Source organism: Halomonas sp. ANAO-440 (genome assembly GCF_019915905.1).
Lineage (GTDB): Bacteria > Pseudomonadota > Gammaproteobacteria > Pseudomonadales > Halomonadaceae > Halomonas > Halomonas chromatireducens.
This window is the reverse complement of record NZ_JAHXBV010000004.1, coordinates 1-23588: the sequence shown is the minus strand read 5'-3', so window position 1 is coordinate 23588 and position 23588 is coordinate 1. Positions and strand designations below refer to the sequence as shown.

17 protein-coding genes and 3 pseudogenes are annotated in these 23588 nt (G+C 58.7%); 12 read left to right on the top strand and 8 right to left on the bottom strand.

Annotated features, from left to right (window positions below; translation table 11 throughout):
• Positions 1-44 precede the first annotated feature (44 nt).
• The 9 genes and pseudogenes from gmd to KZO25_RS20140 all read left to right on the top strand — a co-directional run.
• Positions 45-1082, top strand: a complete 1038-nt coding sequence (gene gmd, locus KZO25_RS03410; protein WP_223135883.1) for a GDP-mannose 4,6-dehydratase — start codon at positions 45-47, stop codon at positions 1080-1082.
• Between the two features lie 45 nt (positions 1083-1127).
• Positions 1128-2027 carry a GDP-mannose 4,6-dehydratase gene (locus KZO25_RS03405; protein WP_223135882.1) on the top strand — a complete coding sequence of 300 codons (900 nt, stop codon included), beginning with the start codon at positions 1128-1130 and terminating at the stop codon, positions 2025-2027.
• Positions 2028-2584: 557 nt separating this feature from the next.
• Complete coding sequence (locus KZO25_RS03400) at positions 2585-5911, top strand: DUF4214 domain-containing protein (protein WP_223135881.1); 3327 nt, start codon at positions 2585-2587, stop codon at positions 5909-5911.
• 164 nt (positions 5912-6075) lie between these two features.
• On the top strand, positions 6076-7770 hold the full coding sequence (locus KZO25_RS03395; protein WP_223135880.1) for a hypothetical protein: 1695 nt from the start codon (positions 6076-6078) through the stop codon (positions 7768-7770).
• Between the two features lie 204 nt (positions 7771-7974).
• Positions 7975-8772, top strand: a complete 798-nt coding sequence (locus KZO25_RS03390; protein WP_223135879.1) for a SapC family protein — start codon at positions 7975-7977, stop codon at positions 8770-8772.
• Positions 8773-8794: 22 nt separating this feature from the next.
• Positions 8795-9004, top strand: a complete 210-nt coding sequence (locus tag KZO25_RS03385; protein ID WP_223135878.1) for a DUF6447 family protein — start codon at positions 8795-8797, stop codon at positions 9002-9004.
• A gap of 533 nt (positions 9005-9537) precedes the next feature.
• On the top strand, positions 9538-13359 hold the full coding sequence (locus tag KZO25_RS03380) for a DUF4214 domain-containing protein (protein ID WP_223135877.1): 3822 nt from the start codon (positions 9538-9540) through the stop codon (positions 13357-13359).
• A gap of 81 nt (positions 13360-13440) precedes the next feature.
• Positions 13441-13596 (top strand): annotated as a pseudogene (locus KZO25_RS20145) (hypothetical protein); the annotation flags it as partial.
• A gap of 25 nt (positions 13597-13621) precedes the next feature.
• A pseudogene (locus KZO25_RS20140) lies at positions 13622-13813 on the top strand (hypothetical protein); the annotation flags it as partial.
• An 84-nt stretch (positions 13814-13897) separates the two neighbouring features.
• On the opposite strand, the pseudogene KZO25_RS03370 reads toward KZO25_RS20140, so the two are convergent.
• Positions 13898-14733: pseudogene (locus tag KZO25_RS03370) on the bottom strand (integrase core domain-containing protein); the annotation flags it as partial.
• Between the two features lie 287 nt (positions 14734-15020).
• On the opposite strand from KZO25_RS03370, the gene KZO25_RS20135 reads away from it, so the two are divergent.
• Positions 15021-17660 carry a DUF4214 domain-containing protein gene (locus KZO25_RS20135; RefSeq protein WP_223135876.1) on the top strand — a complete coding sequence of 880 codons (2640 nt, stop codon included), beginning with the start codon at positions 15021-15023 and terminating at the stop codon, positions 17658-17660.
• 79 nt (positions 17661-17739) lie between these two features.
• Here KZO25_RS20135 and KZO25_RS20130 read toward each other — a convergent pair whose 3' ends face one another.
• On the bottom strand, positions 17740-17940 hold the full coding sequence (locus KZO25_RS20130; protein WP_223135875.1) for an ADP-ribosylglycohydrolase family protein: 201 nt from the start codon (positions 17938-17940) through the stop codon (positions 17740-17742).
• Here KZO25_RS20130 and KZO25_RS03355 point away from each other — a divergent pair.
• The gene (locus KZO25_RS03355; RefSeq protein ID WP_262488826.1) at positions 17934-18731 is read left to right on the top strand and encodes an Rpn family recombination-promoting nuclease/putative transposase; all 798 of its coding nucleotides are present in this window, start codon (positions 17934-17936) and stop codon (positions 18729-18731) included. The genes KZO25_RS20130 and KZO25_RS03355 overlap by 7 nt on opposite strands.
• 144 nt (positions 18732-18875) lie before the next feature.
• Here the strand turns inward: KZO25_RS03355 and KZO25_RS03350 are convergent, their stop codons facing one another.
• The 6 genes from KZO25_RS03350 to KZO25_RS03325 form a co-directional block, all read right to left on the bottom strand.
• The gene (locus KZO25_RS03350; protein WP_223135874.1) at positions 18876-19100 is read right to left on the bottom strand and encodes a hypothetical protein; all 225 of its coding nucleotides are present in this window, start codon (positions 19098-19100) and stop codon (positions 18876-18878) included.
• A gap of 218 nt (positions 19101-19318) precedes the next feature.
• The gene (locus KZO25_RS03345) at positions 19319-19633 is read right to left on the bottom strand and encodes an addiction module antidote protein (RefSeq protein WP_223135873.1); all 315 of its coding nucleotides are present in this window, start codon (positions 19631-19633) and stop codon (positions 19319-19321) included.
• 3 nt (positions 19634-19636) lie between these two features.
• A complete protein-coding gene (locus KZO25_RS03340) occupies positions 19637-19933 on the bottom strand; it encodes a type II toxin-antitoxin system RelE/ParE family toxin (RefSeq protein WP_223135872.1) in 297 nt (98 codons plus the stop codon).
• Between the two features lie 122 nt (positions 19934-20055).
• Positions 20056-20652 carry a site-specific integrase gene (locus KZO25_RS03335; protein WP_223135871.1) on the bottom strand — a complete coding sequence of 199 codons (597 nt, stop codon included), beginning with the start codon at positions 20650-20652 and terminating at the stop codon, positions 20056-20058.
• 46 nt (positions 20653-20698) lie between these two features.
• Positions 20699-21220, bottom strand: coding sequence for an opioid growth factor receptor-related protein (locus tag KZO25_RS03330; protein WP_223135870.1), 522 nt, complete (start codon positions 21218-21220; stop codon positions 20699-20701).
• Positions 21221-21254: 34 nt separating this feature from the next.
• Complete coding sequence (locus KZO25_RS03325; RefSeq protein WP_262488825.1) at positions 21255-22088, bottom strand: HNH endonuclease; 834 nt, start codon at positions 22086-22088, stop codon at positions 21255-21257.
• Between the two features lie 806 nt (positions 22089-22894).
• Between KZO25_RS03325 and KZO25_RS03320 the strand changes: the two genes are divergently transcribed.
• Positions 22895-23588: hypothetical protein (locus KZO25_RS03320; RefSeq protein WP_223135868.1), on the top strand; the 694-nt coding region annotated here is incomplete at its 3' end.

The following is a 23588-nucleotide window of genomic DNA, read 5'->3' as shown; positions in this document are numbered from 1 at the left end:
GCGTACCGATAACCTTACCCATGTTTATTTGACAGGAACGTTGCATGAACAAGACTGCGGTCGTTACCGGCATTACCGGCCAGGATGGTGCCTATCTCGCCGAACTGCTGCTCGAGAAGGACTATACCGTCTATGGCACGTATCGCCGCACCAGCTCGGTCAATTTCTGGCGTATCGAAGAGCTAGGCATTGCCGGGCACCCCTCGCTGCACATGGTCGAGTACGACCTCACCGACCTTTCGGCCAGCGTTCGCCTGCTGCAGCGTGCCAAACCCCAGGAGGTCTACAACCTTGCCGCCCAGAGCTTCGTCGGGGTCTCCTTCGACCAGCCGCTGACCACCGCCGAGATCACCGGCCTCGGCGTGGTCAACCTGCTTGAAGCGATCCGTATCGTCGACCCCGCCATTCGCTTCTACCAGGCATCCACCTCGGAGATGTTCGGCAAGGTGCAGCAGGTGCCACAAACCGAAGCTACCCCGTTCTACCCGCGCAGCCCCTACGGCGTGGCCAAGCTCTATGCCCACTGGATGACCGTCAACTACCGCGAATCCTATGACCTGTTCGCCACCAGCGGCATCCTCTTCAACCACGAGTCGCCCCTGCGCGGCCGTGAATTCGTCACCCGCAAGATCACCGACGCCGTGGCCCGCATCAAGCACGGCAAGCTCGACTGCCTGGAGCTGGGCAACATGGACGCCAAGCGTGACTGGGGCTACGCCAAGGAGTACGTCGAGGGCATGTGGCGTATGCTGCAGGCTGAGACCCCCGACACCTTCGTGCTGGCCACCAACCGCACCGAAACCGTGCGTGACTTCGTCACCTTGGCCTTCCAGGCGGCCGATATCGCGCTTGAATGGCGTGGCGAAGGCGAGCAGGAAGTGGCCATCGATACCGCCAGCGGTCGTACCGTAGTGGCGGTCAACCCCGCCTTCTATCGTCCCGCCGAGGTCGAGCTGCTGATCGGCGACCCCGCCAAGGCCCAGCGTGAGCTAGGCTGGGAGCCCACCACCAGCCTGGAAGCGCTGTGTCGCATGATGGTCGAAGCCGACCTCCAGCGCGTGGCCAGCGGCCGCAGTTTCTGAACTCGCCCGCCGCCGGGCGGCGGGCACCACCAATCGGAGCAGCCCATGCCTACCTGTCTCGTTACCGGCGGCAGTGGCTTCACTGGCCGCCATCTCATCGCCCTGCTCAAGCAGCGCGGCCATCGGGTGGTGGCCACCGCCAGCCAACCCTGTGGCGCCGATGTCACCGCCGCGCTCGACCTGGGCGACCGTGAAGCATTGGCAGCGCTGGTGCAGCGCGAGCGCCCTGAGCGGGTCTTCCACCTGGCTGCGCTCTCCTTCGTCGGCCACCCCCGGCCGCTCGACTTTTATCGCGTCAACGTGCTCGGTACCGAAACCCTGCTCGAGGTGCTGGACGAGCTCGATTCGCCGCCGCGGGTGCTGCTCAGCAGCAGTGCCAACGTATACGGCGCCAACGCCAGGGAGGTGATCGACGAGGCGGTCGTGCCCGCGCCGGTGAATCACTACGCCGCCTCCAAGCTGGCCATGGAGCATATGGCGCGAAACCATGCCGAGCGGCTGCCCATGCTCATTGCCCGGCCCTTCAACTACACCGGGCCGGGGCAGGCGGAGCAGTTCCTGATCCCCAAGATCGTCGCGCACTTTCGCCGCCGTGACGCCAGCATCGAGCTGGGCAACCTGGACGTGAGCCGCGACTTTTCCGACGTACGCGACCTGGTCACGGCCTATGCCGACCTGCTGGAACAGTGGCCCGTTCAAGCTGCCAGTGGCGACGTGGTCAACCTCTGCGGCGGCGAGGCCACCCCGCTGCGCCAGCTCATCGAAGAGCTCCAGGCCCTGGCCGGCTACGAAATCGAGGTGCGCGTCAACCCCGCCTTCGTGCGCAAGAGCGAGATTCCTCGCCTTTGCGGCGACCCGGCCCGCCTGCATCGCTGGTGGCGCGGCAGGCCGAGTTACACGCTGGCCGACACCCTGCGCGACATGCTGCATCACGACCAGGGCTGAGGGTTAGGAAGCCCGGGGCCAGGCACAGGGCCCACGCCGGTGAGTGGTGTGGTGGTTTTGTCGGAAAGCGCTTTGCGCTGCCACAGAGACGCAAGACGGAAGTGTTGAAGATGAGTAGAAAAACGGCGTTTCTTTTTGTTTGGAAGAGTAGCCGGGAATCTGGCATGCTAGGTCTGTGTCTGGTCGGGTAGATTTGGCCTGGCATGAGTGACAGATTGCTTTTGATGGCTGATGATTGCCCTGAAAAAGTGCGGGACTGTGCAGAAGCGTGCAATAAGAAGTCCTGCTTGATAGGGCTCTAACACAGGCTTGGGATGGTGGCAACATGGTGTTTTGAGTTGACTCATTCCGGCAAATGCGGTTAAAACATGTCACCATGTATTATCGGTAATGAAGCGAAGTCAGGCTTCGTTACTTGCAAGGGATGAGAGAAGGCGCCCACCCGGATAAAAAGAGTGGACGATCTTAGCTCATGAGCGAGGCCTCGCTCACGGCAGCGTGAGAGGTTCTGCGCGCTGTCACGTCGATTCGACAAATCATATCAAGGAGTTACACCAATGGCTTTAACAGTCACTGAAATTCAGCAGCTTTACACGGCCTACCTCGGCCGCCCTGCTGATCGGGAAGGTCTGGAATACTGGCAAGAGGTGGGGGTCACTGCCAGTGAGCTCCGCGCCAACCTGGCCAATGACGACCAGCCTGAATATGTCGAGCTTTATGGCGACCGCACTCGCGAAGAGCTGATCAGCGCCATTTACCAGAACATGTTCGGCCGCGAGCCGGAAGCCGAAGGCCTGGAATACTGGTCAACTGGCGGCGGCGCTTCCGTGCCGGCCAGCGAGCTCCAGCAGCTCTTCATTGCAGCCGCTTCCCCCGCAGACCGTGCTGCGTTCGATCAGCGCGTTGCCGATCATGAGGCTGAAATTCCCGAGCCGGGCGTGCCGGGCGAAACCTTCGTACTGACAGAAGGTCGCGACAACATCGTCGGTACCGAGAACGACGACACCTTCATTGCCAATGTCGGCCAGAACCAGAACGGCGCTATTTCCAACGCGCTGTCTACTGGTGACATGCTTGACGGCGGCGCAGGGCGCGATCAGCTGATCGCGACCATGATCAACGACAATGAAGTAGATTCTGGTGCAACTCAGGCGCCGCGTCCGATCACCAAGAATATCCAGGAAGTCTACATCGAGGCCCTGGAGAACGTGACCCTCGATGCCACTCGCATGGAGAACGTCGAGCAGTACTGGTCCGACTTCAGTCGCGGCGATCTGACCATCAACAACGTCAACCTGCGTGGCGACAACCTCAGCATCACCAAGGACGTCACCTTCGGTATGCGTGACGTCGAGTCCGAGGCTGGCCTGACCGGTCTGTTCGAGTCCCAGGCGCTCCTGCGTGAAGCGGCCAGCCAGGTCAACTCCCAGCTGCTGATTCGCATCGCCGACGTCAGCACTGAAACTCCGACGACCCCGCTGGCCAACGTCGACCTGAACCTGAGCTTCGACCTCGGTGGGGAAACTGTTCAGCTTGAAGGTATCCAGTCTACCGACGGTACTTACGCAGGTCTGGTCGCTGCTATCGAGAACGCTCTGGCTGAAGCCGGCTATGGCGATCTGAACGTTGAGCTGTCTACCCCGTACGAAGAAGTGACCGTTGCGGGTAACACTGTGACCCTGCCGTTCATCGCCCAGGAAATCCTGGTCACCGATCCGGCCGGTAACGCCTTCAGCAACGTCAACTTCACCCAGAGTGCGATTGAGCCCGTTTCTGACGGCTTCCTCGTTGCAGGTAACGCCCGGCCGGTGGATCCGGCAGCTACCAGCAACCTGATCGAGTCCAACCTGGTGCTGGACAACGCCGGTCGCGGCTCCATCGCCGGCGACGTGCTGATTGGCGGTGGCTCCAACTCCAACGTCGGTGTTGAGCAGTTCAACGTCGCAGTGGATCGTGACAGTTCCATTGCCTCGCTGTTTACTACCAACGGTACCCTGCAGGAAATCCACATCAGTTCCATCGGCGCTGAGGGAAGCCTGTACATCGGTGCGACTCAAGCCAACCTGAGCGAGATCGATGCCAACGCCTTCTCCGGTGCGAACCTGAGCCTGGGTCTTGGTACAGAAACTGGTGTTCAGAACCTGTCGTTCCTGGATGCTGCCGGCACCTCCGCCAACGTCACCTTCAATGGCACCAACACCAATGGCACCCAGGCAGTGCTGAATACCGGTGGTGGTGATGACAACATTACCCTGGCACAGTTTGGTGCTTCCTCCCCTTCCGACGCTTCTCAGACTCGCTCCGAGATCAGCGCGACTGGCGGTGACAACACCATTACCGTAAGCGGTGAGAACACCTCAGTGATCACCACTGGTGCGGGTGACGACACCATCACCGGCAACGGTGTCTCCGTCACCGTCAATAGCGGTGCCGGCGATGACGTGATCTACGCCGAAAACACCGGCCAGCGTGCGCAAGTCGTGCTGTTCGGGGGCGACTATGACGGCACTGCAACGATCAACGACAATACCGTTCCGCAAAGCCAGCTGCTGTTCGGACGTGACGTTCAGGTCACCCTGGCGATCCCGGGAATGGACGATGCCGACGGCTTCTCCTCCGGTTTCGAGGCCACGGCGAGCATCGAAGCCAGCAACGGTTTCCTGACCACCGAGCGCGACCTCTATGAAGCCGTGGCTCGTGCCATCAACGATGATCCGGTACTCAGCAAGCTGGCTGTAGCGACTATCAATAGCAGCGGCGATCTTTCCGTTCGCTACCTGGTAGACGGCGCGGCCGCAGATGGCGACGAGCTGGTGCAGATCGAAGTGCTGGGCGAGTGGGAAGACCTCTCCTCCACGCAGCGCAACAACGTTCGCGATGCCCTGCGCGCCGAGTACAGCGACTCCGCTATCGACGCGACTCAGGTCGGTAATGCCTACGATGCGACTGCGGGTGTCGAGACAATTGCTGCGACCGGCGTTGCCGCTGAGCCGCACAGCTTCGTGGTGAGCGCTGCCGGTCTCGATACCTCTGGTACTGAAGACTTTGTCTTCGACATCGATGGTGTGCCCAGTGCTGCCGTTTCATTCAACGATCTAATCGATCTGGATGGCACAACAGTCACCATCGATGGCGAGGATTACACCATCGAGGTCGATGGCACTGAGCTGACGCTGACGTCGACTACCCTGGGTGAGCTTGATGCAGCGCCGATTCTGACTGTCTCAGACGGTACTGACACGGCAATTGGTACCTTCACAGACGGCGTGACCGGCGTTTCTAACGGCACCGACTCTGTGACCGATGGCGTCAACATTGTTAACGCAGGCACTGGTGACGATGTCATTGTGCTGAGCTCCAATGATGACACTCAGGACGTCGTCGAGTTTGACGCGGGCGGCTTCGGTAATAACACCATCGTTCACTTCAACGAAGGTGACACCGGTGCTGGTTCTGGCGACATTCTGGACTTCACCGCCTGGCTCGACAACGAAGAGCAGCTGGCGGGTACGAGCACAGAATCACGCGAGCGTTTCGACACCAGCTATGATGTCGGTGGTACTACGTTCTCAGCTAACAGCGTTGTCGTAACCGACTTCACTGCCCTTAACTCGACAGCCACAGACTTCGCAAGCCTGTCTGGCGCGGATGTGCTGTCGGCGCTGAACGCCAACTTCAGCTCTACTGCGCAGGCCAATCTTGTTGGTGACGTTCAGAAGTCCATCCTGTTCGTTGAGAATCTGGATAACCTGGGTGAATACAAGGTGTTTGAAGTGACATCAGATGGAAATGAATCTGTTGGTGATTCCTTCACCGGCGCTCAACTGGTCGGCACCGCCGACTTCGGCGAGACCCAGACGTTCAATGAGACCAACTTCGCCTGATCTTGGTGATCGGTGAACAGGTGAAAGACTGCGGTTGAGTCACCTGGCCCCTCGAAGCGCATTGCGCGGGTAAGGGGCAAAACGAAACGAAACCCGGTCTCTGCGGAGGCCGGGTTTTTTTTGTTTAGCGATTCCATGCCGTAAAGTGACCCACGGAGGTTGTGATGTCGTCTGCTAAATGGCGCCAGCGCGGCCGCCAGGCGCTCGCCAACGGGGCGCTGGACGAGGCGCTGAAGGCCTACCGCAAGGCACATAAGCGTGATCCTCGCGCCGAGGAGCCACTGGCTGCCCTGTGCCACCTGCACTACCTTCGCGGTGACAGCGAACAGGCGCTATCACATGCCCGCGTTCTGTACACCCACGGCTATGCACCCAGGGCCAAACGACATGCGGGGCTAATCCTGATCGAGCAGGGGCAGTTGGAAGAGGCCCTTGCCTGCTTGCTGGCCGCGCAACCACTGCAACTCAGCGACTCGCGTCTGGTACCTCATCTCAACAGCACGGCCATGCAACTGGCGGACTGGACGACGGCTCGGCAGTGCCAGCAGTATCTCTCAGCCTGCTATCGTCGCGGGGATTTCCGACGTCCCGCTGAGAACCCCTGGCGCTCGCTGGGCTGGTGTGGACGTGATGACTGGAACCGACAGCTCTCCGCCGACTACTGGGCGCGTCGCCACCGGGTCAAAGGCACGCCGCCGCTGGCGACTTCCTCTGCCTGCCGAATCGATCGTCCACTGCGAGTCGGCTACTTGTCTGGTGACTGGCGGCAACACCCTAACTTGATGTTGAGCATCGGTGTCTTCGAGCAGCACGACCCATCGGCCATCGAGCCCACTATCTATTGTTACTCGCGCGAGGATGGTTCCGAACTGCGAGACAGACTCCGCCGTGCCGTGCCCCGCCTCGTCAGCCTGGCCGGTTTATCAGACCAGGAGGCAGCCCGGCGCATTCATGCCGACGGTATCGACGTGTTGGTAGATCGCAAGGGGCTGACCAAGGGCAGTCGCAGCGGCATCCTTGCCTATCGGCCCGCGCCGCTGCAGGTCAACTGGCTCGGCTATGCCGGTTCCATTGCCAGCGGTGTGCATGACTATATTCTGGCCGATCCCTATGTGATTCCCAGGGGCGCAGAGGCGGGGTTTGACGAGGCAGTGTGTCGCTTACCGGATGTTTACATGTCCACGGATAATCGTCGTCGCATTGCCGCCCCGCCTTCGAGCCGGGCCGAGCAGGGGCTGCCTGAGCACGCCGTGGTATTTTGTTGCTTCAACCAGCCCTATAAGCTGGAACCGGTGCGGTGGAAGACCTTCATGGCCATTCTGCGCGACGTGCCGGGCAGCGTGCTCTGGCTACTCGACACTGGAGCGGCGGTGCGCGCTCGCTTGCAAATCTACGCCCGCCATCTGGGCGTTGAGCCTGAACGTCTGATATTTGCCGAACGCTGCGCCAATGCTGATCACCTGGCACGGATCGACCTGGCTGATCTGTCACTGGATACCCGCATATACACCGGCCACACCACCACGGTGGATGCACTCTGGGCCGGTGTGCCGGTGCTGGCTACCGTGGGCACGCACTTCGCCTCGCGGGTCTCGGAAAGCCTGCTGCGCGCCATGGCCCTACCGGATCTGGTGATGAGCGACGAAGCAGCGTTCCACCGTCACGCGGTGGCGCTGGCCATCACGCCCGGCGCGCTGGAACAGCTGAAAGATCGCGTCAGGGAGAACCGCGGTTCGGCGCCCTTATTTGACACCGTGCGCTTCACCCGACACCTGGAATACGCCTATCGTGCCATGGTTCAGCGCGCCGCGGCGGGGAAGCCGCCAGAGACTTTCGATGTTCCAAGAACGACGTTATAGGGGAGGGGATTTCCAGGTGCAACGCTGTCAGGCGTCACCAGATCTTTGTTGACACACAGCTCGTTCAGTCGCCGATGGCGAGCCGCCCCGAAGGCACGACCCTAGTGATCCTAGGTACTCAGCGAGCCTACGGCCTGGGCCAAGGGTTTTATGTCCCTAATTCCTGGCGTATCCTAGCGTCATTTATGAATCATGAGGTTAAAGATGCCCCACTATGTGCCGCTTCAACCCTCCGTACATCGCCATGCCGGATTTCAGCGGGCAGAGGACTTGTATCATGCCGCGCACGAGCGTTTTGCTCCCATTCTGGTCGATGAGCTGGCACAGGTGCTTCCCTATATGCCGCTGTGCTTTCTCCACCTCGGCGATCAGGGGTTTCAACTGGTAGCCGTACAGGGCCTGGAGGCGAACCGGAACCTCTTTGTTCATCCCACCACCCATAAATGGCTGGTGAGCTACACCCCGGCCTGCTATCGCGGCTATCCGTTCGGCTTGCGTAAAGAGGAGCATACGGGCAAGGCTGTGCTGTGCTTTGATACGAGCAGCGGCCTGATGCACGAACCAATTGGCCCAAACGATATCCCCTTTTTCGATGAGCAAGGCCAGCCGGGCCAGCCCCTCAAGGATACTCTCACATTTCTCAAGGCGGTGGAGGAAGGACAGGGCCGTACTCAGGCGGCAGTGGATGCTCTCGCAGGTCACGGCCTCATCGAGACGTGGCCGGTGACCCTTCAGAGGGACGATGAGAAGAAAAGCCTGCCGGGGCTGTATCGTATCGCTGCCAAGGCACTACAGGAACTACCCGCCGAGGCGCTGGCTGAGCTCAATGCGCTGCATGCCCTTCAGCTCGCCCATGCCCAGTTGTTCAGCCAGTCTCAGATGAAGCACTTGGCCAAGCTTCAGCGCCTGCATGCCCAGTTCGGTGACACACCTGCCAGCGATAACCTTGATGAGTTGTTCGGCGAAGGCGACGACGAGTTCCGTTTCGATTTTGACAGTTAACCGAGAGGCAAAAGATAGACCCATGACCGAGAAAACCCAGCAGACCGTCACCATCGATGGCACCGAGTACCAGTTGGATGCGATTTCCGACGAAGCCAAGGCGCAGATGACCAACCTGCGCGTCACCGACCAGGAGATCGAGCGCCTCAAGCAGCAATTGGCCATCACCCAGACCGCACGCGGCGCCTACGCCCGCGCCCTGAACGAGGAGCTGCCCAAGGAAGCGCATTGAGCCCGAGGCCGGCCCTGCGGCTGCCCTGGCTGCTGGCCGTCGCCCTGTTGATCGCTGGCTGCGGACGGGTGCCGTTGGTGCCGATCCTGTAACAGCAACACCATGCAGCTCAACGACCTCCTTCTTCAGGTGCTCGCTCCGCCGGGTGCCCCATCGTCTGCCGGGTGGGCTGTTGGACTCTTTGTGAGAGTAAGGCATCACCGCACCGGGGCGTTGAGTCAGGTCTGCCCCTTCGCTTCGGCCTGGGCCTGAGTATCCACCATGGCGAGGGTGTGCCAGGGCGGGAATGCAGCTACCCCTTAGCGCATGCCGCCGGGAAGCCGTCGCAGAGTGACAGTGTCTCGAGGGCTCTGGCACGCATCATCCACGATTAATCAGCCACTGAATTCGCCCCACTTAGGCCACCCTACCGCCTAGGCGCAGACTCTCGGCCGGCGCTGTGGGGGTGGCTGGCGCGAAGCGCAACGCCTTGATAGTGTGGTGTCAGGGAAATCAGTACACAATAAAATACCAATTGTTACGGAGTGCGGGCCATGCCCATCAACTTGATCGATCTTGCCGTCGCGATGCTAGGGCGTGCACCTTCACCCAGCGAAGTCGAAGGCTGGCTGGCACGCATCGAAGAAGATGCCCTGAGCTATGCACAGCTTGCCGCGGAGCTGCTGGACAGCGGTGAAGGCCAGGCACGTTTTCAGGCGCAAGACAGCGATGTTGATTTTTTGCTCAACGCCTATCAGCAGCTATTCGACCGTGTTCCCGACGTGGAAGGCATGGATTACTGGCAGGCCCAACTGAGCGAAGGAAATATCGAGCCGGGTACGCTGCTTGCCGTACTGCTGGCAGGTGCACGCGCTGACACCGGCAACCCCAATGATGCTGCTGTGGCCGATGCCCGAACTCAGGCGGCCGAGGCGTACCTGGCTCGCGTGGAGGCTGGTGAAACTGTATATAACGCCGATGCCGCCAGCGCGGCGGTGGAGTCAGTGCCGCGTGACGCGGTTGCCGAGCCCGACCTGGAACCCGAAGCTGATGAGCTGGTGGACCCAGATCAAGGAGAGGACACCGATAACGGCGGCGGCGTTATCTCCCCTGCTCCGACTCCCCCCCCTACTCCGATTACTCCACCGACGTTCAGTGTTGCCGAGGACTCGCCTATTGAGGCGTTGGCTGATGTTTCAGCCGCGCTCACGCTGAGCGTGAGTGAAATCGCCGATGCGTTTGTTGAGGCCAATGGCACAGTCACGATCACAGGCTTCAATATTAATGATGAAGATGGAGAAGCCATCGAAGTAATAAATAGTGCATTGAATTCGGAGCATGCTGATTTGAGTGCGATTGAGTCAGAAGTCAATTCCTTGCCTGACTATTCGGCAACGCTAGAAGGGGCAGATTTGACTATTCAATCGCTGGACGCAATTGATGGACAAGAAATCAACAATCGTGGGGCTGTAGCAGTAGACTACTCACCACAAAATGTGGCCGATGAAGTGACCGTTAGTGGTACAGGTTCGGTGATTGGGAAGACTGATATGGAAGCCGCTGTGTCGCTTAACATGGCGGAAATTGTAGACGCATTTTCGGCCTCGAATAGCGATGTCCTGGTTGCTGGTTTCGAGCTTAAGGATGAAAATGGTTCTTCGATTGATGAGCTGAACGATGCGTTGAATGCGAAACAGGCTGATCTCAAATCGATGCAGGAAGCGGTAAATCGTTTGTCAGATTTTACCGCCGATTTAGCTGGCAATCACTTGGTTATCACTGCGGCTGAGGCTATTGAAGGTCAAGAGATCAATGAGGATGGCTCGGTTGCGGTAGAATATAGTCTTACAGAGGAAAGATCCACTGTCGAAGGATCTGCGCGCCAGGTGGGTGTAACGGCGGTGGAAGCTGCTATTACGCTGGACCTTTCTGAACTTGAGGATGCATTTTTAGCGTCTAATGGCGTAGTGTCAATTGATGGTTTCGACTTTAGTAATGAGAACAATGAATCCATTGAAAAGTTGAATGAGGCGTTGAACGACGAATATACAGCTTTGAATGAGATAGCGTCAGCGGTCAATAACTTGAACAGTTTTACGGCAGCATTAGGTGGGAACGAATTGGTTATTGCTTCCGCCTCTGCCGATGACGGCCAGGAGATCATTGCAGGCGGCATCGCGACGATTAACTACACACCGGTGGACGTGACTGACGATGCGGCTGTTTCTGGCTTCGAGTCGACCATTGGTGCGGCTGAGGTGGAGGCTTCCATCACTATTGACTTGACTGAAATTAGTGATGCCTTTGTAGCAGCGAATGGGGCGGTCACAGTAGCAGGGTTTGATCTGCGTGATGAAAATGGTAATGCTCTCACAGAGTTGAGCGATGCTTTGAATAGAGAACATGCCGACCTCGCTGCGATACAAGCTGCGCTTGCTGATGTGGAGGGCTATGACGCATCTTTCAACGGTAATAATTTGACGGTCAAGGCCGAAGCGGGGGTTGTGGATCAAGAGATCACCGTAAGTGGCGATATAGCGGTTGACTATACGCCTGAGGATGTGAATTCCGAAACCGTGCCCGTTCCCCAAACAGGGATCTCCAGCAGCGGAAACCTTCCGCTGGGCATGGGCGAAATAGTCGATACATTCGCAGCAGCCAATGGCGATGTGACCATGAGTCGCTTTAGACTGCAGGACGAAAATCGTGACCTGATACCCGAGCTTAACAATGTGTTAAATAGTACGTTTTCTGATTTGCAGGCCATACAAACAGCCGTCAATGAAGAGGCTAATGGCTATGTCGCAACACTTGATGATGATGTGTTGACACTGTACATACAAAATGCCGTGGTGGGCCAGGAGATCAACAGGGGCTTTTCCGTTGATGTCGCTGTGAGCTACACGCCCAACGATGTTGAGGGCGAAGCAGTTTCGGTGGCAGATTCTGATGCAGTTGTGGGTGCTGAAGAGGAAAAAGCGTCTCTTACATTGGATATGGCTGAAATTGCTGATGCCTTCGATGCAGCTAATGGCCCGGTAAATGTATCTGGCTTTGACCTCAGCGATGAAACTGGTCAAGCTATCGAGAGTCTAAACTCGGCGCTAAATGTTGAGCATGAAGACTTGGTCGCAATACAAACCATGATCGATGGTTTGGCGGATTTTGAGGCCGAACTAATTAATGATAATCTGACAATTACAGCATCTGAAGCGAGTGGCGGCCAAGAAGTTAGAGCCGGTGGTGCAGTGGTGGTTGACTATACGCCAAAAGATGTATTGCATGAAGAGATTGCATACCCTGATTCCGATGCTGTCATTGGATCCTCTACGATAGAGGAGGCTGCAATTACACTTGATTTGCAGGATATCTCCGACGCATTTGAGGTGTCTAATGGCGAAATTGCGGTATCTGGTTATCAATTAACCGATGAGACAGGCTCACTCATCACGGCGCTGAGTACAGCGCTTAATGCGGAGCATGATGATTTAGAATCGATTGAGAAAGCAGTCGTTGATTTGGCGGATTTTACGGCGACTCTGACAGGCAGTGAACTGGAAATTACTGCGAGCGAGGCTGTTGCTGATCAAGAAATCAACGCTGGTGGAACTGTAATACTCGATTATGCTATTGCCGATGGCGAGGTTTCCGTTGCGTCTTCCGAGGCTGTGGTGGGGACGACTGAGGCGCTGGCATCCGTCACCTTAGATGTGACTGAAATTGATGATGGGTTCACTGCGTCTAGCGCCGATGTCTCAGTTACGGGTTTCGACCTGACCAATGAGGATGGTCAATCCATAGAGGAATTGAATGCAGCACTGAATTCAGAGCACGCTGACCTAGTGTCAATTCAAACGGCGCTGGATGATGTGCCAGGCTATCGTGCAGTACTTGATGGTAATAGTCTGACTGTCATGTCTGATTCGGCCATTGTGGGTCAGGAAGTTAATCTAGGGGGTGTGGTAATTGTCGACTATCCGCCACATGATGTTGTAGGTCAAGAGATCAGTGTCACGAGTTCTGACAGTATGGTTGGCGTTGATGGTAACCCATGGTTTGTCGTTTTAGAATTTTCCGATATCGATAGTGAGGCAACTAATAGTGGCGGCTTTCAGGTCGGTGAGTCTTACAACTTTACGTTGGCTATAAATGAGCAAGGAGGCGCTGGTGAGGTGGTGTCTTTTTCGCTGGATGAATTCGAACTGGAGGTAGAGCAGGAAACTGATATCGCTTCAGCGCTGGCCGAGGAACTGGATGCTTCGGCAGAATTCACCACTATTTTTAATGCGGAAGTGGAGGGCGGCGGTTTGGTCATTACGGCAGACAGCAATGAGATAAATTATGATATTTCTTCTGCTTTTGTCGAAATTGCTTAACGCCCTGGGCCGGTGCCAGCGCGTCATTGTCCGCGGCGCCTGGTCGCCGTGGAGGTGGCGCGACCTTGAGGCGGCGCGACATTGCGCCGCACCCGAGGTGGGCGCGTCCCCTTGCCGCCTGAACTGCCGCGCGTCGAGGTCATCCACGAGTTGCACGAAGCGACCCGTCACTGCGACGACGATGGCACCGAGCTCAAGGTCATCGGCCAGGAGGTCAGCGAGGAGCTCCATGTGGTGCTGGCGCGAATCGAGGTGATCCGCCATGTGCGCTACAAGTACGCCTGCCCCGTTTGCGAAGAGGGCGTGCAGATCGCGCCGGCACCGACCAAGTTGCTGCCCAAGAGCAATGCCAGCGCCACGCTGTTCGCCTACGTGGCCACCCGCCAAGTACCAAGATGCTTTGCCGCTCTACCGGCAGAGCCAGATCTTTCCCCGCTACGGTGCCGAGATCCCCCGCAATACCCTGGCACGCTGGATGGTTCAGGCCGGTGAACGGGTGCCGCCGCTGATTGAAGGCGCTCCTCCAGGCACATTGCTGGGCATAGGCCACGGGTGGCAAATAACCCAGCGAGCTGTGCGGTCTAACATGGTTGTAGTGGATCCTCCATTGGGTGATTTCGTGTCGTGCATCCGCCAGGCTAAGGAACCAGTGCTGATTGAGGCAGCTGTCTCGGAACTTGCCGTTGAAGCTCTCGATGAATGCATTCTGCGTCGGCTTGCCTGGTTGGATGAAGGCCAGCGTCACTGTCCGCTCACGTGCCCAGAAGAACATCGCTTTGCTGGTCAGCTCTGGTCCGTTATCGCAGACAATCGAGGCCGGCAGTGGCATCGGTGTTCTCGGCCGGAGCAGCCGCTTACGCCGCCGGATTCGGGCCTGAAGACCCGGCTCGCAGTACAGCCGGTAGGTCCGCTTGCGATTGGTCACCAGGCCCTCCTGACGCAACAAGGCATGCAGCAGCAAGTAGCCATAGCGGGGATAGCAAGTCGCCAAGGCTTGTAGGCGTGCCCGAAGCGGCGCATCGTCACGCGGCATCGCCTGGTACCGGGCTACCGACCTTGCCAAGCCCAGCAATCGGCAGGCACCTCGCTGGCTGAGCCAGCCGCCTGCCACCAGGTGCTTCACCGCACGCCGCTTCGCTTCGGGCGTCACCACTTTCCCGAGACAATCTCCTTGAGCGCAGCATTGTCGAGGGCGCTTTCCGCCAGGAGCTTCTTCAGCCGGGCGTTCTCGGTATCCAGCTCGCGCAGGCGCTTGGCCTCCGAGAATTCCATGCCGCTGTACTTGGCCTTCCAGCGGTAGATGGACTGCTCGGTCACGCGGTTCTGCCGAGCCAGCTCGGCGACCGAGACGCCGCGCTCGTTGGCTTTGAGGATGCTGATGATCTGCTCTTCGGTAGGTTGGTTACGCTACATCGCGAGATCTCCTGCTATCAGGATAAACGTAGCGGAAACTCACATTGGTGGTGGACCGGCTTCTGGGGGGGAAGGTCAATTCACGATTAATCAGCCGCTCGATTCGCCCCACTGAGGCCACCTACCGTCTAGGCGCAGACTCTCTGCTGGCGCTGTGAGGGTGGCTGGCGCGAAGCGAAACGCCTTGATAGTGTGATGTCAGGGAAATTAGTACACAATAAAATACCAATTGTTACGGAGTGCGGGCCATGCCCATCAATTTGATCGATCTTGCCGTCGCGACGCTAGGGCGTGCACCTTCACCCAGCGAAGTCGAAGGCTGGCTGGCACGCATCGAAGTAGATGCATTGAGCTATGCACAGCTTGCCGCGGAGCTGCTGGACAGCGATGAAGGCCAGGCACGTTTTCCGGCGCAAGACAGCGATGTTGATTTTTTGCTCAACGCCTATCAGCAGCTATTCGACCGTGTTCCCGACGTGGAAGGCATGGATTACTGGCAGGCCCAACTGAGCGAAGGAAATATCGAGCCGGGTACGCTGCTTGCCGTACTGCTGGCAGGCGCACGCTCTGATACCGGTAACCCCAATGATGCTGCCGTGGTCAATGCCCGCGCTCAGGCCGCAGCGGACTATCTGGCCGATGTGGATGCTGGGCAAGCCGCCTATAGCGAGGAAGCCGCTGTGGCAGCGGTTGCGGCCGTGACCCGCGACGCCGTCGCCGATCCCGCTCTGGAGCCTGCTGCTGAAGACCTCTTCGATCCTGGCCAGGACGAGGACACTGGCAATGGTGTGACACCGCCTCCCACTCCCACTCCCGCACCAACTTTCAGCGTTGCCGAGGATGAGGCGGGCGCTGTGACGTTCAGTGGCACGGCAACGGGTACTATCACCTTTACGCTGGAAGAGGGGGGGGCGACATTCAGCCGTGGTGGCGTGACTGCAACAACGACGGTGGACATGACGAATGACACCCATATCGTTGTCGCTGAAGGTCAGACGTTACACCTGACCGCAGCTCAGGCAAATGGCCTGGTCATTGTACCGGATACCCACCCGACTGACGGTGAAGCCATCATCACCGACCTGGCAGATACGCCGGATGCCGACCTGAGTGGAATCGCGGTGTCTACAACGATCCAGATGGAAGGCGCGAACCCGGCAGCAAAATTGGCCTTCACCGGTAGCTTCAACGCCAATGCCAACGTCACATTCACGTCGCCGGAGCAGTTAGTCGAGCTGGATATTACGGAGGCAACACTGCCCGCTCATGGTGTGGACGGTAACAAGTTCGAGATCGGTTCCCGCGTGCAGCTCACTCTCACCGATGAGCAGGCAGATGCCCGCCCGATAGAGGCCCTCAATGCCAGCCACATTGTGGTAGTGATAGGTAGCGACAGCATTATCGCTGATCTTTCCAGCATCCATCTCTCGGATAGCACGGCTGAGATGACCCTATCGCTGACCGGCGATGTGGTGTTCAGCGGGTCCTTTCCCGCGGATGAGGTTATCACCGTCCGAGGCGAGTACAGGCTCGATATCACCGGGGTGGATATTGGCGACCTTCCGAACGCATTCGTGCTGGATGGTACTAGCTTGCGCCTCACCGAGGCCCAGGCAAAAGCGCTGGAAATCAACGGTGCCGACGCCTTGGCCGTTACCGATGTCACCACCCAGGACGGTGACTTTGTCGAGCGTGCCTTCATTGACCAGTTGGGCAGTGGCGACAGCATTGAGTTCGCTGGCGGTAACGCTGAGCTGGATATCGCCAACTTCGATGCCGTATTCGGCACCCCCGGTGCCGGTGTTGCCACCACAGCAGGAGACACGATTACGGTCAACGGTACCGACGACGATAATGTTATCGACGCTAGCGGCCAGCAAGCCCGGTTTATTCTCAACGGCGGCGAGGGCAATGATGTTTTTATTGGCGGTGAAGGCGCAGATACTTACATCGGAGGTGGTGGCGAGAATGCCTTTTCCTTCACTGGCGACGACGTCTACAATCGCGAGGTGTTGATAGGCGGCAGGAAAGCCGTCAACGGAATGATAAATGATTTTAGCCGCGGCACGGATACCCTCAAGGTCGCGCTTAGCGGAAGTCACATCGATGGCTCGCACATTCAATCCGTCAACGGCACCGGTGGCTTTAACTGGGAAACGCTTAAGGCGGGAAATGTCTTAATCAATCGATGGACGGAGTATCCAACGCAGTATGTATACATCCTTACCCAAGACGCTACCGGACACCAAGACAGTAGGAATGAAGCAATTCTTCTTGATATATCCGGAGGTATCAACTTAGCAGACCTGTCTTACAACCTGACGGGTACGGCCGGGGACGATGTACTGGTCGGCGGTGCGGGAAACGATACCATCAATGGTGGCGCAGGCAGCGATCTGCTGACAGGCGGTACCGGTGATGATATTTTTATCTTTGATGGAGCGGTAGGATCTGGCGACCGTGACAACCTCATAACCGACTTCGGTAACGGCGCTAACCTTATCAACTTCTCTACCGTGGCCTCTGATGGAACGGGTATCACGGCCGATACCTTCCAGGCGGTTGGCGTCAGTGAAGGGGCAGAGACCGCCGGCGGTGGTTTCGCCTTTGTCTTCGATGCCAGTGCCAGCAATAATACGGCCGAAACCTTGTCCGAGGCAGATGTGGCTGCCTTCCTGGCGGATGTGGATGGAGGCGGTAGTGCCTTCGAGTTCAGCAATAGCGACAACATCCTGTACGTTGCTGTCAGCGATGGAACCGACACCGGTATTTTCTTGGCCAACGATCAGAATGGTGACACGGTGATCGATGCTGGCGATCTCGAGCTGATTGTAACGCTGCAAGGAGTGACTGAAATCACGGCAGCGGATCTGGCCGACTTCGCTTGACTCCTCCCCTGAGGAAGGTGCCTGGTCCTGGCTAGGTTAAGGTCCACAGGATCCCCCGCTTCGTCGGGGGATTTTTTGACTATTTCTGGGTATCGTCGGTGATGGCGCCCATCCGGCCGTAGGCCTCCAGATGGTCGGTAATGCTCGGCTCGCCGAAGCGGGGCACGATCTGGCTCCGGCGCCAGAACTTCACCGGGGCGCCCAGGGCATCGCCGCAGGCCCCGGCGAGCAGGCAGCCGCGGTAACGGCTCAGGGGGGCGGTCTCTATTCGCCATGGCACAGGGCCTCCAGCAGCTGATCGAAGGCTTTGCGCCGCCCGATATTGCCGGGCTGATGGACTTCTCGACGCTCAACAGCCACAGCGGCCATTACATTACCCCGCTGTTCGAGGAGAAGATCGAGGACGTGGTGTGGTCGGTGGAGATCACCTGGCAGGGCATGACCCAGCGGGTATTCCTGTACATCCTGCTGGAGTTTCAGTCCGCGGTGGACCGCACCATGCCGATCCGGCTGATGCACTACGTTGCCTGCTTCTACAGCGAGCTGCTCAAGCAAAAGGTCATCACCCCCGGCGAAGGCCTGCCGCCAGTATTTCCGGTGGTGCTCTACAACGGCTCGCGGACCTGGACCGCGCCGCTGGATATCTATGAGATGGTGCAGCCGGAACCGCCGAGCTTCCTGCAGGTCTATCAGCCGCACCTGCGCTACTTCCTGGTCGACGAAGGGCGCTATACTGGCGCGGAGTTGGGCTTACGCCAGACGCCACTGAGCGGGGTGTTCAGCGTCGAGAACGCCGGTGAGAGCTGGGAAGCCCTGCAGAGTGCCGTGGATCGCGTGGTGGCGATCATCCAGGCCGATCCCAACAAGGAGCGCACCGACCGGATTATCACCCGCTGGCTCAAGCGCCATTTGCATCGGCTGGGGGCCGGGGTCAACCTGGAACGGCTCGAAAGCCTGGTGGAGGACAAAGATATGTTGGCAGAGAACCTAGAGAATCTGGTGAAAAAAGAGCGGCTGGAAGGTCGTCAGGAAGGTCGTCTGGAAGAAGCACGAGAGGTCGTGCGGACTTAGCTCACCTTCAAGTTTGGCGAGGTACCCGACTGGGTAGAGGCGAAGCTCGCCCAAGCTGACCACGATCAGCTGAAAGGCTGGATGCGCGATGTGCTGTTCGCCACTAGCCTGGAAGAGATGTTCAAGCACTGACCCCCTGGCGGATCACGGCTCGATCCGCCACGCCCCACCCTTGGCGATCAATTCGCCGTCCAACAAGCGCTCCGCCGCCAGTAGCGCCAGCTTCATTACCTCCTGTCGTGTCTTGCCGTGGGCTTGGCCCAGTCGGCGCAGTCGCTCGTGGCTCCCCGCTTCGAGGCTCACGGTCACTTCCTTGAATCCTTGCCTGCGACGGCGTTGGCGATAGCGCTGCTGGTGGCTTGCTGCCATATGGTTTTCCTCACGACGTGATAGGGAAGGTCCCAGTCTGTTGTCACGACGTGATGGCAAGCGGTGGCGCGTTGTTGAGCGGGCGGTCGCTCATATCTGAGCGTCGAGACGCGCAATATTGAACGCGGCGGCGGGAAATGCGCGGTGCTAACCAAGCAGCCGCCGCCCCGGATGGAGCGGCCTGGTCGTGGGCTGACAGGGTACAGGGCGATCGCGATTCAGACGTGGGCGTCAGGCCGCGAGAGCGGCTCAATCGTCAGGCGCAGCCCCAGGGCATTGGCCACCTTGCTGATGGTGGAAAATGCCGGGTTGCCCTCGCCGGACAGTGCCTTGTAGAGCCCCTCACGGCTCATGCCCACCTCTTTGGCCAGCTGACTCATGTTGCGTGCGCGGGCGACGTCACCCAGCGCGGCGGCGAGAAGCGCAGGGTCGTTTTCCTCCATCACCGCCTCGAGGTAGGCAGCAATGTCCTCCTCGCTCTGCAAGTAGTCCGCGGTATCGTAATGACTGAAAGTGGTGTGTTGAGTTGCCATGGGTCACTCCTTCCATTGCGCGGCAATGGCTTTGGCCTGGTCGATGTCGCGAGCCTGGGTGGCTTTGTCACCGCCGCAGAGCAGCACCACGATCACGGGCCCTCGGGTAATGTAGTAGACGCGGTAGCCGGGACCATAAGGGACGCGCAGCTCAGAGATGCCTTCCCCGACCGGTTTCACATCGCCGGGGTTGCCCAGGCTCAGGCGTCGGATACGTGCCGTGATCCTGGCGCGAGCGCGTGTATCCCGCAGCCCTCGCAGCCACCGATCGAAGACATCGGTTTTTATGAGTTCGATCATGTGATAACTCTAGTTAATAATCAGGAAGGTGTCAACTCTGGTTAACAACCCAGAGAGACACGGGCCGTTCGAGGGAGCGGCCCGTGTGTCAACACAGTGAAGTGTGTCGGAAACGTCGGTCGTCAGCCGGTCAGGACCTGTGTGGCGGTGATCGGCACCGCAATGGGCGTCTTGTGCAGCGTCATGGCGGCGGGTGTCATCTGCTGACTCAGCAGGGCGCCCACCTCGTTGCTGGCGTGCAGCAGCGTGGCGTTGGACAGGTGGGCGTAGCGCTGCGTGGTCTTGACCTGGGTATGGCCGAGCAGCTTCTGCACCTCATACAGCGAGCGCCCGGCGTTGATCAGAAAGCTGGCGAAGCTGTGGCGCAGGTCATGGATGCGCAGGTCCGGCAGCCCCGCGCGCTGACGCGCCGAATCCCAGGAGTGAAACACAGTAATACATGGCTTGCCGGTCTTGGGGTTGGTAAAGACCCACTCACTGTTGGTGGCCTCGCGGCGCGATGCCAAAAGCCCCAGCGCCTGGTCGGAGAGCGGCACATGGCGCGCCCCGGTCAATACGGGAATATCCCACTCCATGGCGAGGTTGTAGAGGTAGCGCACCAGAACCAGTACCCGCTTGATGCTCGCTGGCTTGTGGCTGGCACGCTGTTGATGGATCACCTCGACCACCGCCGCCTTGGTGATCTTGTCCAACGGCAGGTGGCCCAGAACCGGGCCCAAGCAGCCGCGCTGACGTGAGGCTCGCCACGTCTTGCCTGATGCGGGGTCAGTTTCCGCTATCCTGGGTGGCAGTTCGCCAGTAGTGGATGGAATGCTCGGAAACCACGCCATGCCGAGTGCCGATTTCGATAACCGCCTGCTGAAAGGCCCGGGCCAGCTCGCCTTGGTGGCAAAGATTCAGGCTGCGGATGATGCGTGTGATCCGCAAGTGGTTATGCCCGCCGCGCTTCAACCAAATATGCTCGCGCATGTTGAGGTTCGGCAGTGGCACGATTTCATCTGAATTGTGCGTTAGGCCGAAAAATTCCAGCATCACGTCTAGGGACCGTCGGTGCCGCTCGCGCAGCTCGTTCGAGTCGGCAAACCAGGCTCGTTCCCTCTCGTCCAGCAGGGGAGCGAAACCATTGAATCGTCCCGCCTCGGGAATGGGAAATAGCCATTGGATGTAGTCATGGGTGTGCTCCAACCAGAACGGCGGAAGCGCCCAGATATCGTCAATGGTGCGCTGGCAATGGTCAGTCGCTTCCCCTAGGTAAAAGCGAATCAGCGGACCGGAGCTTGAGGGCATGAGGGCTTCCTTCGTGGGCTCTTGGGCCAAAGCGCTACGCCTGGGTGGGCCGGGCGTTCGCCTTCAAAAAAGCCAATAGCTGCTGGCGGATTGAGTGCTGCGTCACGCCATAATGGGCCTCGCGATGATGATTGGGGCATAACGCCACCACGTTGCTTGGTGTGTCAGGACCGTCTTCCGAGAGCGGAATCACATGGTGGGTCTCAAGGAAGATGCCCTCGTGGGTGGTGAAGCCCGGGGTTTTGCAATACTCGCAGTAACCGTTTGCCCTGGCTAACACCTCACGCCGAACCTTTGAGCAGCGTTGTGACACTTCAGTCGTTACGAGCTTTTTCCTGGGAGTCTCCGAGCCCTCTTTCCAAGCGGTAAACTGGTCGATAAACGTGGGCTGAGGATTTCGACGAGCGAGTGTGCAGCGGCCAGTGTGTTCGTCGTAAGCTTCCACGTTCCAAACAACCGGATCGAGAAGACGCTGCTTGACGCTGGTGGTCTTGTGTCCGTCCTGCTTTCTGCTACCCGCATTGATGATGACGCGAATGGGGAGGGGAAACGTCATGGCCTGTCGAATGGCGAGATCCATCTGCTGGGCGCGTGCCACCCTAACGCCAGTGGCGTTCTTTGCCATTTCTCTTGGATTCAAGATGTAGCGAACGATGCCACCTTTCTCCACCATCTCTTCGTGCCAGAGATTCGCCACGACGACCTTCTCGCCCACGAAGGACCAGTTGTAGCAATACTTGGGGTTGGACGCTGCGCTGCTTGACTCTCCCTTGGTTCGTTCCCAGTGGCTTACGTCAACTCCTGCGTCGCGCACCAGGTCATACACCCGCTGGCGTCTAGTGGGTCGGATCTCATCGAGAATTGCCATCATTCCCTCAATGTAATTTTATGAATTCATTGTAAAGATTATGCCGCTACTTCCACGGGGGCGTCTATTGCCCCTTGGTGGCCCTGTGGCTGTCTGTTTGTCCTGGCTGCTGACCGTTGCCCTGTTGATCGCCGGCTGCGGCCGGGTGCCGCTGGTGCCGGTACTGTAGCTGCCGCATGCGGCCAGCGTGCTGAGCGCCGGCTGCGCAGAGGCGTAATTGACGTGTGATTGGCCAAGGGACTCCGCCGAGAAGGCCTTGCATCCTTCGGCAGACGTTTACTCTGCAAGTCCCCGCAAGGCCTTTGGACGTAAGATGTTATTGATAGCGATAGCCGTGCTTATCGATGAACAGATCGCTGGGGCCACGTGGGTGACGGTGGCCGAAGTAGATGCCCTGCGAGGGGAAACCAAGCACTGATCCCCCGGCGCCACCTCAGAACGTCCGGCACTGCGCTGTGCGGCGCTATATCCCGCATTCCCCTGCCTTTACGGCATAAAGGCGGCCCGCGGGGCACTTCGAATGCTAGACTCCCGCGATGACCGATTTCCCTGATTTTTCCGCTGATGCCACCGACGACCTCACTGATGGGGGCGCTCTCGGCGGCTGCTGAAAGGCCTGCTGACCGTCACCCCGCTAATCACCGCCAGCGGCAGTTACCTTGGTGACGTTGATTTGCCAGGTCAGGAAGAGCCCGGCACGCCGGCGTTGCACCATGGCACTGTCTGAGAAATCGGCGAGGGAAGGACGGGAGTAGGCTCGCTCGCTACAAGCCATGAATTTTGATCGAACCGAAAGGAGCAAGACCTTGAGAAACATCAGGTGGTGTGCAACCGGGTACTGGCTGATCCTGGCGTTGGGGCTGTCGGTGCTGGCGGTGCTGCTGGGGCTGGTGTTGGCGGTGGATGTGTTCCATCACAGTGGGCTGGTGGCGCGGCTTGAGCAACGGCAATGGCATGCGGATCTGGTCTTCTGGCGGGACTTGTTCGCTGAGGGTGGTCCAGCGGAGGTGCTGCAATGGTTGATGCTGGGGCTGGCCGCGGGGTTGGCCTGGAATGCCGCCGGTTGGCTGCGCGGGCTTGGCGGCCACCCAAGGCTGAGCACCTTTTGGCTGTTGATGGGCACGGCCCTGGTGCTGATGCTGATCGAAGATGCAGGCAACATGCGCACGGCGGTTCATGATTACACGAGCCTGGCGTTTGGGATGCGTGCCGCGGCGCTCGGGGAGTATGCCATATTCGCGGTGCTGGCCTTGCTGCCGGCCTTGACACTGCTCTGGCACTGGCGCTTGGTTTGGCAGTTGCCTCGCACGCGTATCTTGTTGCTGGCGGCATTCGCGGCTTATGGCTTCGCGGGAATAGGCTCAGCGCTGAGAAGGGCGTGGTATGAACCTGCCGGATGGTGGCTGCACGATCGAATTTTTGGCGGGCAACTTACTGAACTGCCGGGTATCTGTAGGGTTCCGGATGATCGGATCGCCTATAGAAGTTATCCTCTGCTAG

Excerpts from the sequence above, each read along its gene's own strand:
- KZO25_RS03405 (WP_223135882.1), top strand. The coding sequence starts at position 1,128 with ATGCCTACCTGTCTCGTTACCGGCGGCAGTGGCTTCACTGGCCGCCAT.
- KZO25_RS03340 (WP_223135872.1), bottom strand. The coding sequence starts at position 19,933 with ATGATCGAACTCATAAAAACCGATGTCTTCGATCGGTGGCTGCGAGGG.
- KZO25_RS03390 (WP_223135879.1), top strand. The coding sequence starts at position 7,975 with ATGCCCCACTATGTGCCGCTTCAACCCTCCGTACATCGCCATGCCGGA.
- gmd (WP_223135883.1), top strand. The coding sequence starts at position 45 with ATGAACAAGACTGCGGTCGTTACCGGCATTACCGGCCAGGATGGTGCC.
- KZO25_RS20135 (WP_223135876.1), top strand. The coding sequence starts at position 15,021 with ATGCCCATCAATTTGATCGATCTTGCCGTCGCGACGCTAGGGCGTGCA.
- KZO25_RS03385 (WP_223135878.1), top strand. The coding sequence starts at position 8,795 with ATGACCGAGAAAACCCAGCAGACCGTCACCATCGATGGCACCGAGTAC.
- KZO25_RS03325 (WP_262488825.1), bottom strand. The coding sequence starts at position 22,088 with ATGGCAATTCTCGATGAGATCCGACCCACTAGACGCCAGCGGGTGTAT.
- KZO25_RS03395 (WP_223135880.1), top strand. The coding sequence starts at position 6,076 with ATGTCGTCTGCTAAATGGCGCCAGCGCGGCCGCCAGGCGCTCGCCAAC.
- KZO25_RS03345 (WP_223135873.1), bottom strand. The coding sequence starts at position 19,633 with ATGGCAACTCAACACACCACTTTCAGTCATTACGATACCGCGGACTAC.
- KZO25_RS03330 (WP_223135870.1), bottom strand. The coding sequence starts at position 21,220 with ATGCCCTCAAGCTCCGGTCCGCTGATTCGCTTTTACCTAGGGGAAGCG.
- KZO25_RS03380 (WP_223135877.1), top strand. The coding sequence starts at position 9,538 with ATGCCCATCAACTTGATCGATCTTGCCGTCGCGATGCTAGGGCGTGCA.
- KZO25_RS03350 (WP_223135874.1), bottom strand. The coding sequence starts at position 19,100 with ATGGCAGCAAGCCACCAGCAGCGCTATCGCCAACGCCGTCGCAGGCAA.
- KZO25_RS03400 (WP_223135881.1), top strand. The coding sequence starts at position 2,585 with ATGGCTTTAACAGTCACTGAAATTCAGCAGCTTTACACGGCCTACCTC.
- KZO25_RS03355 (WP_262488826.1), top strand. The coding sequence starts at position 17,934 with ATGGCACAGGGCCTCCAGCAGCTGATCGAAGGCTTTGCGCCGCCCGAT.